We start from the raw sequence: 11,808 nt of genomic DNA on the forward strand, positions 1-11,808 counted from the left end.
GTGTATGCGTTATTTGCTTATTGTTTTATTTTCTTTAGTTGCTGTTTCTTGTGTTAAGAAACAAAAAGATGTTGGTACTGTAGGTGTTAAAAAAGGAGAAAATACTAAGGGTCAGGTTTTAGGTAATAAAAGGATAAAAGAACTTGAAAGTCAGGTTTACCATCTTATGCTTCATGAAAATAAGTATTGTTACTTCTTGGGAAAAAAAGGAGATTACCAGAATATAACACTTAATTTTAATGTTAAATCTCTTATTAGTGATGCGACCATTGATAATATTTTTTATGACAATGAGTTTAATCCTTTTAGGAATCAATTGTATCGGATTAAAAATTATAAAGTCGAGAGTAGTTCCAATTATGAGATAGCTGTTTTTGATGAATTTGAAGGTAAGGATGCGAGAATTAATTTTGGACTTATTAATAAAAAGGATGATGTCTGGAAATTCGAATTTCTACCTTCATGGAAAGAAGAAGAATCCAAGAGAGATTACCTTGCAAATCTTGATTTGCGTCAGAAATATTTATTTGTAAATAAAAAGAGTATAGACTCCATTACAGTATTAACCAAAGGGGTATGGAGTGAGGATGATAATGACGAGAATTTAGATACTGTTTGTTATAAAATGCCCTATTATTTTAAACTAAAAGAGAAATACAAACATTGGAAAAATTACAATCCAATTCGTTTTGTTTCTTCAAAAAACAAGGTTGCAATGTATACATCACCAGATGTATCGTCAGAAGTCGTCGAAAATTTAAAATATAATGACTGGGTTATTATTAACGATACTGTAGAAAAGGGATCAACAGGCAATAATTCGTGGCTTGATGTTTATGATAGGGTAAATTTTCGGAAAGGCTATATTTTGAATAAAGATTTAGCTGAGAAACCAACGTATAAAAACTTACTCATAAAATAAGTAGGTGGTGAGAAAAATGGATGATAAAAAAACAAAAGCTACCTGCTAGAGGTAGCTTTTGTTTTTCATATAAATTGAAAAACAGTGTTACCTATAAACTGCCTTTATCTGCAAAGGAATAATAACTTTCAGAGGTAACAATTAAATGATTGATTACTTTAATGTGTAAAAGAGCACCAGCGTGTTTGGCTTTTTGGGTAATCAATTTGTCGGCAGGAGAAGGAAGTGTTTTACCTGATGGATGGTTGTGTATCATAATTCCGGCCGAAGCATTTGCTTTGAGTGCCGTGACAAATACTAATCTAAGATCGACAGATGCTCCAGGTATTCCTCCCGAAGTCACTTCATAAACTCCAAGTACTTTATTGGACTGATTGAGAAGTAGAATTTTTTAAATTACTATTTTTGAGAAAAAAGATAAAAAAAAAATGAAAATAATGATATGCCTATTTCTTTCTCTATTTATGTTTTCTTGTAAAGATAAAGAAAACGGAAAAGTCAAAAATGAACTTAAATTAATTAAACCACAGGAAGTTGTAATAAGTAAAGAATTAAGAGGTCTTATTCCTGATGTATATGAAAATGTTGTTACAGAAACTATTGATTTTGATAATGACTCAAAGAAAGATTTCATTTGTACAGTATATGATTCAAAAAGAGATATAAATATAGAATATTGGATTACTTCCAATTATAAATTATTCTTAGTTAACGAGTTTTATGGTAGTATTAATTATAAATTTTTCATTAATCTGGACAAGGATGATATATTGGAATTGTTTAGATGTTCAGGCGAAGAAGATGGTATTGACTATGCTTTTTATGACATTAAAAATAAAAAATTGGAGCCTTTCCTTTATTTCACTCCAATTTTAATTGACAAGGAGAGACCAAATAATTATTTTCATGGATATCCATGGGATATTTCAGAAATAGTTGTTTCTGATCATAAATTGCTTTCGTCTGTTGCTAATAATATAGAAATAGATGGAAATGTTTTAGTTCCTGAAAATCAGAAATTTTTGCCGGTTATTTTCTTTAAAGGTAAAACAACTCAGCCAGAAATTAAATATGATAAGAAAATTAAAAAGGAATATTTTTCGTTGGAAAAAATTATAAATACTGTTAATAAGGTAAGTGAGGGGCAAAATTTTAATTGATAAAAAGATAGTTTAATTATAGAATATGCGAAATTGTACAAAACTATTGGCTTTGCTATTAGGAGTGATATTAATTAGTTGTAAGCAAGAAACTAAAATTGTTTCCAGTAAGAATGAGGTTAAGAGAGAACAACTTGATAAAAAAGTATATACTAGTAATAGAGAATCTGATTTCAAAGTCGTGCCTGTCAATTTTTTAGAAGAAAAATACAAGGTAAATGGATATCATCTTCCGGATTATCATCCAACATTTCCGGTTTATTTTTTTGCGGATGAAGAGTTGGGTATATTTAGTGTCAATTATATTGGAAAATCAAGCTTGATTCAGGATTATTGGTCTGTTTATAATAAGAAAGGTTTTTTTTCGGAATTTAAAAATATCGATAGAAGCTCTGAAACTTCAAAAGAGATAAATGATAAAGTAAGTCAAATTTTAAAACAGAAATTAAATGAGTATTATATTGTTGCAAGTTTCCTGCCTAAAGAGGCGGTATCAAAATACTACAATGACGGGTCAGGAGAGTTTGATTTAAAAGACAATGCCTGTACTTACTTTTATATTTATGAAAATAATAAATGGGTTTTTCTAAAAAAGCTTCTAACAAACAAAATAACCAAAGAGGGAGTTGATTTATATACGGAATTGTTGTTATCCTACAAATTAAAAAACCTTAAAGCAATTGATCAAAATTATCAGGGGAATTTTTCGGCAACTGTTGAAGAGGAATTAACAACCGAAGGTATGGGGAATTCAACATATAATTTTATAATAAACGAGGATAAAATTTCGCTAAAGTTAGATTCCTTTTATGGGCAGTCAATTTGTGAAGGGGATTATAAGGGAACAGAAGAGAATAATGTTTTGGAATTATATTACAATGGAAATGATGATCGATGTATAAAATTAGATCCTACTTATTTAATTAAAAAAGAGGGAAATAAGTACTTCATCAAAGGAGTGGGAGGTGAAGGAACCTTTCACGAATGGATAAAACTGGACAAGAAATAAAATATGTTTTAAGATTTTATAAAGCTGCCCTAATCGGCAGCTTTATTTTTTCAGAGATGAAATCTTTTAAATTCCTTATTTAAGCGAAGTCAAATAAAACTCCGGGAATGTTTTTACGGGGGCGTTGGTGGCGATGTCAAATGCAATGTGGGTGCACATTCCTGCTACCAGCCAAGATGCAATTGGGAGTTGGGGAGGAGACAGGTTTTTGTTTTCCTTTTTGTATTTGTCCAGAATTTCTTCGAGCCATTTTTGCGGATTTTCCCAATAGCGCATATACTCTAAAACATAATCGACGACATTCACTTCGCTAAATTTTTCATCTGGTTTTTTTAGAACCTCTAAGCCTTCATCTTTTGAAATGACCAATACCAATGCGCCCCATCCGAGGTTGTAGGGATGTAAAACCGGAATGTTTTTTTGCTGACAAATTGAATCGAATATAAGCGGAACATCAGAAGTAAAATCCAGAGCGTTGATGGCAATTTTATGGTCTGTAATGTAGTTTCCAACATTCTCAGGTGTTAAAAAACAATTGTGAATCGTGATTTTTGCCTGACTGTTGATAGCCAGTAAGCGTTCTTTAAGCGCCTCTACTTTGGGTTGTGCAATATTGTGTTCGGTATAATTTTGTCGGTTTAAATTGGACAATTCGACAACATCACCATCGATGATGGTTAAGGTTTCAAAACCTAATCGCAATAAACATTCAGCAATAGCACTTCCGATACCTGCTCCGCCTAATAATATCGGAGTTTTTTTTATTAATTCTTGTTCTTCCGGGCTGATGTAAAGCCTATTTCTGATGTGCCTTTCTTCCATATTTATTTTTTACAATCGTTAAAAATTTATCTTTTTGATAGAGATAAAAGGGAGTAACAGGGATCCTTGGAGTTTATCAAAACTGTTAATTTACCAATCTGTATCAAAGCTAAAGTATCGAAAATAATATTAATATTGAAGCATAAAAACTTAATAATTATGATTTTAAAATGTGTTCGTGCACTATAGCTTCGTGAGGGGAATTGAAATAAAATTTCTGTTTCAGAGTTTGATGATCTGTAATAATAAAAAAAGGAGATACCTAAATATCTCCTTTTGTTGTGGTCGTAATCGGACCACGATTGTGCACAACGTTTAAAAAATGCACAGATGTAAAAAAATGGTACTCTTATTTTTGAAACTTAGCAATACCGGATTTCAGCCATTGCTCGTATTCAGTGATGTCAGGAGTGTATCCAGCAGGTTTGCTCAGCTTTTGCTCTTTCGTATCTAATAAAATATAGTAAGGCTGTGCATTTGCTTTGTAACGTGTAATTTGAAAATCACTCCATTTATTTCCAATCGTTGTAATCTTTTTACCGGTTTCTTTAGAGACATATTGTTCTTCAAGAGGTAATTCTCTTTTGTCGTCAACATATAAAGAAATTAAAACGACATCATTGTTTAAGATGGATAAAATACGAGGATCAGACCATACATAATCTTCCATTTTTCGGCAATTCACACAGGCAAATCCGGTAAAATCTAAAAGGATAGGTTTGTTTACACTTTTGGCGTAGGCCAACCCTTTTTCATAATCCGTGAAAGCTGTGATGTTATGAGGACCTTTGTGTGCACCGTCTGGTAATGTTTTCTCAGCGGATGAGGTGTTTTTTCCAGCTCCACCCACGCCATACGGAGATTCGCTATACGTCATTGGAGGAGGGAATCCGCTGATTAATTTCAAGGGAGCTCCCCATAATCCGGGAATCAGATAAATGGTAAAGGTCAATACGATTAATCCAACTCCTAAACGGCCTACCGAAATGGATGAGGTTGGAGAATCATGTGGCAAGGTTATTTTTCCAAATAAATAGAAAGCCAGCGTACCAAATATAGCGATCCAAATGGCCAGGAAGATTTCTCTTTCAAACCAGTGTAATTGTAGCACTAAATCGGCATTAGATAAAAATTTAAAGGCCAAAGCCAATTCAAGAAAGCCCAGAAACACTTTTACGGTATTGAGCCAGCCACCGGATTTTGGCAATGTATTTAACCAGCCCGGAAACATGGCAAATAGCATAAAAGGCAATGCCAAAGCCGATGAGAAACCTAACATTCCCACAATCGGTGCAATTCCGCCTTTAGAAGCTGCTTCAACCAGTAGAGTTCCTATAATGGGTCCCGTGCAGGAAAAAGAAACAATGGCCAGAGCCAATGCCATAAATATGATGCCTATAATTCCTCCTTTATCTGCCTGCTGATCTACTTTATTGGCCCACGAATTGGGTAGCATGATTTCGAATGCACCCAGGAAAGAGGCTGCGAACACAATCAGTAAGATAAAAAAGATAATATTAAACCAGACATTGGTAGATAAGGCGTTTAAGGCATCTGCACCAAAAATAAGTGTAATTACGGAGCCCAGAAATACATAAATCAGGATGATTGAAATGCCATAAATAATAGCATTTTTAATTCCTTTAGCTTTCGTTTTACTTTGTTTGGTAAAGAAGCTTACCGTCATGGGAATCATCGGAAACACACAAGGAGTAAGCAGTGCGGCAAAACCGGATAAGAACGCAATAATGAAAATCATGTACAAACTGGAATCTGTTTTTTCAGATTCCGGTTGTTGTTTTATTGCGGGATTTATTGTTGTTTTCTCGGTTTTCTCGTTCTTTATGTCGGCAGCCTGAATTTCTTTTGCTTCAAGCGTTTTGAGATTGAATTCAAAGTACTTGGTTTCGCTAATACAATTCTCTTTACATACCTGATAAGAAAGCTCTGCCTGTATGACTTCTTTTTCCGAATTAGTCTGTTTGATTAATTGGGTAAACACAGCTTTGTCCGAAAAGAAAATTTCATCTACACCAAAGATTTCATTAAACTTTTGGTGGGTTTCGCTTTCGGTTGCTTTTCCAATAAGTTCATAATTGCTTTTGGAATCATGAAAAAGGAATTCAGCCGGAAGCGGACCATCTTCGGGAGTGAATTGAGAATAGACGTGCCAGTCTTTTTCGATAGTTCCTTTAAAAGAAAGCTGATATTCCGAATCGGATTTTTTCTCGATCGAAGCTTCCCATTTTACAGGATTTATAATCTGCGCCTGGACTTTGGCAAAAGCAAAGAACAGGAATAATAAATAAATTATTTTTTTCATTTTATAGGTTTAATCAGAACGATTTGTTCCGGTTGTAATGGGATTTATTTACTTCGTTACATTGAAAAAAGTATATTCCAGTTTCAGAAAAACTCCATCGGTTGCCATACGCTGCATAGAGCTGTACAACTCTTTTTTGTAAGCCAGATCAATTCTCGCCTGACTGTTGATGATAAACTGAATCGAAGGAACTACATCCAGGTACGATCTGCCATTTTCGGTAATGGTTTGTCCGGTAAACTCCAACATTGCATTAATGTTCGTCTGTTTGTAACTGGTGTATTTTTTAGGATGCATTAATTTACCCACAGAGAAGGTATAATTGATGGCATTTTTACCCAGCATATCCGGAAAGCTGTAATCGGCATTGTTAAGAGCACGCACATAACTTACAGAAGAACTTATAGCTACTTTATGAAGCAACTGTGTGGCAACCAAACCGGCTTCGTAACCTGAATTTCCGTTTGCCAGATCTATGGCTTCCTGATTAAAGTAAGAGTTATTGTAACTGTATCGTCCAAAGGCAGCCATCCTGAAATGACTTTGCAAATCATCTGCCGAGAAGAATCGGTATTTGGCATAAAATCCACCGCCTTTAAGGCCCAGTCCATTGTCCTGATTGCTTAAAAAAGCTGAGGTACGAGCCATCAGGTTTTTATTGATACCCCAGGTAACTTCCGGGGTTAAATTGTACATGGAACCGCTTTCGAGTTTCTTTTCCATTAAGGATTGTCCAACACGAACTCCGATAGAACCCGCCGGAGCATTACTGGCAGGTTCGGTTACTACAAATAATTCTTGTGCTTCAATTTGATAAGAAACAAGGAATAAGAAGATTAGGGATAAATATCTCATTTTTAAAGGGCTTTTAAATAGTAATCATTCTCATTTTCAGTCGCGTAATCAGGATATTTTGAGTACGATTTAAGTAGTTTTTTATACTCTTTCTGCGTTACAAAACCTTTGTCTAAAACTCTGTACTTCCCTTCGGCATGTGCTACAGGTTTTTTAATATCGATAAAAGTGTAAGTAGCATCATCGATTTTCAGAGTGGTATTGTCCTCAATTTTATCTACATGAAATTTTGCTGTTAAAACTAGTGATCCAACAAAAAAACCGGCTTTTTCAACTGCTTTTTTCAGGACTTTAGGCTCCAATGAATTGTCCTTTTTAAAATAAACGGTAAACGTATTGGTATTTAAATCGGTACTGATACTGTCTACTTCTGTAAAAGCTTTCAACTGTTTGTTTATGGCATTCGAACACATCGAACAGGTTAGTCCTGTTGCAATTATTTCGGCTTTTGTAATCTGAGAATAGGAGTTTACACCCGTTAACAATAGTATAAGTGTAAGAGCTATGAATTTTATATTTAGAGTTTTCATCTTATTTTTTGTTTTTATTAATTTGAGCAATTATTTGAGCTTCTGTTGGATTGATGGCAACCAGTTTTCCTGATGCATCAAAAAGAAAAGCAGAAGGCAGCGCTTCAACTCCGAAAGTCAGAGCTGTTTTGGCTTCAAAACCTTTTGGATCAATTAATTGCTGGTGTTTCATTTTGTCTTTTTCAATGGCTTTCAACCATTTTGTTTTGTCGTTATCGATTGATATTCCAACGATTTCAAAATTCTGATCTTTGTATTGATCGTACATTTTAACCAGCTTTTTGTTGGCCAGTCGACAAGGAGCACACCAGGATGCCCAGAAGTCTACTAAAACCGTTTTTCCTTTAAAAGAATTTAGTTTGGTTGCAGTATTCTTATTGTTTTGCAGTTGAACATCCGGAAAACTGTCTCCCACTTTTATTTGTGCATTTGTTATAGAAACAGCTGCTACAAGAGTGAATAGGGTGATTATATTTTTTATTTTGAACATGATTTCTTTTTTTACGTTTGCTCGCAATTGATTTTGAATAAAAAGGTTACGAACAAAATGGTTTTAATGATGTGACGATGAAGTACTTTGTTTTTTATCGCTTGGTTCTCTGTCGTATTGACAACATCCATGTAGTTCGTCATAAACCGCATTTGAAGCCTTAAATTTTTCATTATCGTATCCGGCATCAGCGATGCGTTTTAGAATGGCATCAAGATTCGTCTTTTGAGCATCGTAAGTAATAGTAGCGATTTTGGTGTCTTCGTTCCAGATTACTTTGGCTTCTTTATTAACGTTTGCGGCAGTTTCGATCACTTTTTTGCACATGCTGCAGTTACCGTTTACTTTTACTTTTTCAGTGGTTTTATTTTTAATTTGAGCGCTGGCGAAAGTAACTGATAGCAATAGAGACATTGCCATCAATAATTTTGTTATTGAGTTCATTGTATGTGATTTTTTTGGGTGAATTAATCCTAAAGCACAGCAGAAACTATAGCAAATACAGCTATCTCTGACAATAGATTAAGATTAAAAAATAGTTTTGATAAAGTCTTAAAAAAGACTTTTGGATAAGACAGACCTTCGGCTGTCACAAAAGAAATCTAGCTTATTTTAGGTGGAAGCCAGATCGAACGGAAATCTGAAGAAATAAAGATTTCAGAATAAAAGTAAGTTTGTTTTTTTTCAGAAAAACCAAAAAGAGAATGGTTTTCTACCTGAAAGATTGCCATTGGCGAAAAAGCACAGCTACTGGTTGGCGTACAGGAATTCCCCATGCAGCTCTTATCACAGCCATGTTTTTTGTCTTTCGAATCTTTTTTACTGCAACAATCTTTTGCAGCAGATTCTTTTTTGCAACATGACATTTCTTTTTTTGTCCCATGCGCATACGTAAACGTTGGTCCCATCAGGAAACCAAGTGTAACGAATAGCAGTATGTAGAACTTTTTTGTCATAGTTGAAGGCAAAGATATTTTTATTTGTCGGGTTAGCTTGTTAATTTTTTTGTAAATAATTTACAAAAGCACAAGATGGTAGGGTTTTCTCTTTTGATGTTCATATACTTTGATGCATCAATTCTAATTAATGTTTTGCAATTCAGGCAGAATGAATACCTGACATTAAATAGCAAAACATTAATTAGAACTAAAAACCAGCAGTTGAAATCTGATCGTTACATCAAAGTTTTTGTAAAATAAGAAGCCGTTTGTAATTTGAAGTTTACTTTATTGAAGATTGATATTGACTGTACTTCCGTCTTTGATAATTTTCTTAACTATTGTTTTTTTGCCTTCAGAGATTGTTATTTTTAGTTTTTTATCGACTCTTTCCACTGTAATATCAAAATCATGTTCAAATGCATTGATGTGGCGCAATTTCATCATGGGCCAGGATTTAGGAAGACGTGGAGTGAAGTCAAACGAGTTCAGTGCTGTAGGTCGGATGCCAAATAACCCTTCGGTGAAAATTCGGCAATACAATCCGCTCTCTGCTGAAAGATGACGCTGATCACCTTCAGGATAGGCTTCTACAGGGTAGGGAACATGATCTCCTAATAAACGACGGTTAGAATAGTAATGTAAAAAATCCAGTGCTTTGTCTGTTTCACCAGCGGCGAGAACGCCTCTTAGGGCATACAAAGTCGAACGGTCCCAGAAAATTTTGTCACCCGCAATACTGGCAAGACCATCTTTTGTCCATAACCTTGGCGAGAATAAGGCGTTTATAGTTCCTTCTTTCCGGTCGTAAATACCCATCGCGAGCGGGGTACAGATCCAGGCTCTTAGAATATCATTTTCTTTGTAGTATTTGTAGGTTTCAAAGCCTTCGACTTTAGCTCCGAAATACTTCTCAATCGCTGCTTTTAATTTTTCGGCCTCTGCTTTGTAAGCTTTAAGCTGTGCTTTATTTTTTCCTAAAGCTTTACCCAAATAAACAGCAGAATTCAAAGCATCATAATATAAGGAAGAGGTGTTTAAATTGGCTTTTCCGGCAGGAAGACGGCCTTCAAGTTCATCAGAATTGGATGTTACGATACCATCAGAATTTAATTTTCTATGGCAATACTCCAGACACCATTCGATCAGGGGCCATAATTGTTTGGCTTCATTTGTATTTCCTCTTGAAAGAGCATAACGCGAAGCTCCATAAGCAATCATTGCTCCGTCGCCACGATCACCGGCTCCGGCCCAAATATCAGTTCCTTCGGCTACAATCGAACTCGGAATAGGCTGGTATTCTTTGTTCATAAATTTTGCAAATTGCAAATAAGCATTTAACGAGGCCTGATTACCATATTCATATCCTAAAAAAGGAAAAAACGGACCTATATATTCGGCCTGATCATTGGCCCAGATAGCAGCATAGTAAGATTCTCCTCCGGGGCCGTGCATTGGACCGCCTTTGGTTTCAAAAATACTTTCGGAAGCTCTGATTTTAGCAAAGGCAAATTCAGTATTTAAAACGGGATCCGGCGTTTCTAAGATCAGTTTACTCCATATTTGATTAATGAATTGAGTACGTTTTTCTTTTTCTTCTTTGGCATTTACAACAGGAACCTGCTCGTTTGTTTTGACACCCGAATAGAAAACAGAAAAACTAACTACTTCATTGGTCTTAAGATTAAAACTCCCGGAATTAGAGAGGTCAACATGTACAGCATAACTGCCTTCTGTTCCTTTTGACGGATCTGTGGTATAAACGGTATTCGATTTTGGAATTTCTACGGCACAGGTTTTTTCAGATATGTTTTTAAGGGTATAAATTTCAAAATAACCGGCTAAAGTTGTCGACGGGAAAAATTGTCGGGTCAATTCCAGAGTATTGCCGGCTTTACTCTTAACGAGCAAGGTTCCGTCCAGAGTTAGTGAAGTCACTTTTTCTGCCACGATAGGTTTGTAGTTTACGGTGACCAAATTAAAACCGTCCTGCGCAAACCTTCGTGTTAAACTGGCATGAGTATTATTAGGGATGGTTCTGAGCATGGGCCATACCAAGCTGCGGGTAGCATGGAACGAACCATCTGCCGCAACGCCATACCTTAGAACGGCCGAAATCTTCTTACCACTCATTTCAATATGATCGTCATGCGGAATATTGTTGTTGATTTGCCAGGAAATAGTACCGTCCGGATTGATTTGCCAGCGTCGGTCTTCCTGCGAAAATGTTTTACCCATTATCGAGCAAAAAGCGACAAGGACGAATAGAATGTGTTTTTGTTTTTTCTCAAAGAATCTCTTCATTAGAATTGTTTTTTATAGATGTTGAATAATTACCGCCAGCTGCTTGTTATTTATCGTGTTAGTAGTATTTGTTTGTGTTGTTTTTAGATAAATTTTTTATTGGTTTTGTTTTAAAGACGTAGTTGCTTTTTGTCTTGAATTAACAACTGTTCGGGAATTTTCGATGTCATCTTTTTTCTACTGACGGTAATTTTCATTATTTAGGAGTATAGTTTTATAGCTATTGTTTAGTCCAAAAGTATAAAGGTTCTATTCTTTAAGGGAACAGTTCCTACCGGTTTTTTTGAGGATGCTTAGAAAGCAGCGATAAACAGGAAAAGTAAAGTGGGTAATATAGGATTAGGTAGTAGAAAGTTAAGATTGGTTTACGATGAAGGATTTTTTACGTTTTACGAAAATAAAAACCAATCGGATTGTTCAACAGTGAGGAAAAAGTTGAGGTTGCCTACAGTACA

Annotated in this window: 12 protein-coding genes; 3 read left to right on the forward strand and 9 right to left on the reverse strand. The window is 35.1% G+C overall.

The genetic code is table 11. From position 1 onward, the window contains the following. Positions 1-4: 4 nt before the first annotated feature. Positions 5-922, forward strand: coding sequence for a hypothetical protein (locus tag B0A80_RS02375; protein WP_070907314.1), 918 nt, complete (start codon positions 5-7; stop codon positions 920-922). 91 nt (positions 923-1,013) lie between these two features. On the opposite strand, the gene B0A80_RS02380 is transcribed toward B0A80_RS02375, so the two are convergent. Next, on the reverse strand, positions 1,014-1,265 hold the full coding sequence (locus B0A80_RS02380; RefSeq protein ID WP_070907313.1) for a JAB domain-containing protein: 252 nt from the start codon (positions 1,263-1,265) through the stop codon (positions 1,014-1,016). Positions 1,266-1,350: 85 nt separating this feature from the next. On the opposite strand from B0A80_RS02380, the gene B0A80_RS02385 reads away from it, so the two are divergent. Continuing rightward, complete coding sequence (locus tag B0A80_RS02385) at positions 1,351-2,082, forward strand: hypothetical protein (RefSeq protein WP_123923529.1); 732 nt, start codon at positions 1,351-1,353, stop codon at positions 2,080-2,082. A 25-nt stretch (positions 2,083-2,107) separates the two neighbouring features. Further along, positions 2,108-3,091, forward strand: a complete 984-nt coding sequence (locus B0A80_RS02390) for a hypothetical protein (protein WP_089076282.1) — start codon at positions 2,108-2,110, stop codon at positions 3,089-3,091. A gap of 75 nt (positions 3,092-3,166) precedes the next feature. On the opposite strand, the gene B0A80_RS02395 is transcribed toward B0A80_RS02390, so the two are convergent. The 8 genes from B0A80_RS02395 to B0A80_RS02430 form a co-directional block, all read right to left on the reverse strand. Continuing rightward, positions 3,167-3,913, reverse strand: a complete 747-nt coding sequence (locus tag B0A80_RS02395; RefSeq protein ID WP_089076283.1) for a HesA/MoeB/ThiF family protein — start codon at positions 3,911-3,913, stop codon at positions 3,167-3,169. Positions 3,914-4,262: 349 nt separating this feature from the next. Further along, on the reverse strand, positions 4,263-6,236 hold the full coding sequence (locus B0A80_RS02400) for a protein-disulfide reductase DsbD family protein (RefSeq protein ID WP_089076284.1): 1,974 nt from the start codon (positions 6,234-6,236) through the stop codon (positions 4,263-4,265). 48 nt (positions 6,237-6,284) lie between these two features. Then, entirely contained in the window at positions 6,285-7,091 is an 807-nt protein-coding gene (locus tag B0A80_RS02405; protein WP_089076285.1) for a hypothetical protein, read from the reverse strand. 2 nt (positions 7,092-7,093) lie between these two features. Then, positions 7,094-7,621, reverse strand: coding sequence for a heavy-metal-associated domain-containing protein (locus B0A80_RS02410; RefSeq protein WP_123923531.1), 528 nt, complete (start codon positions 7,619-7,621; stop codon positions 7,094-7,096). A 1-nt stretch (position 7,622) separates the two neighbouring features. Further along, positions 7,623-8,111 carry a TlpA family protein disulfide reductase gene (locus B0A80_RS02415; protein ID WP_233430688.1) on the reverse strand — a complete coding sequence of 163 codons (489 nt, stop codon included), beginning with the start codon at positions 8,109-8,111 and terminating at the stop codon, positions 7,623-7,625. Between the two features lie 63 nt (positions 8,112-8,174). Further along, positions 8,175-8,555: a heavy-metal-associated domain-containing protein gene (locus B0A80_RS02420; protein WP_089076288.1), complete on the reverse strand. Its 381-nt coding sequence runs from the start codon at positions 8,553-8,555 to the stop codon at positions 8,175-8,177. A 158-nt stretch (positions 8,556-8,713) separates the two neighbouring features. Beyond that, positions 8,714-9,067 (reverse strand): hypothetical protein, encoded by a 354-nt coding sequence (locus B0A80_RS02425; RefSeq protein WP_124020553.1) that lies wholly within the window; start codon positions 9,065-9,067, stop codon positions 8,714-8,716. A 270-nt stretch (positions 9,068-9,337) separates the two neighbouring features. After that, positions 9,338-11,353: a hypothetical protein gene (locus tag B0A80_RS02430; protein WP_089076290.1), complete on the reverse strand. Its 2,016-nt coding sequence runs from the start codon at positions 11,351-11,353 to the stop codon at positions 9,338-9,340. Positions 11,354-11,808 lie beyond the last annotated feature (455 nt).

Origin of the sequence: Flavobacterium tructae, from assembly GCF_002217475.1 — a bacterium.
Lineage (GTDB): Bacteria > Bacteroidota > Bacteroidia > Flavobacteriales > Flavobacteriaceae > Flavobacterium > Flavobacterium tructae.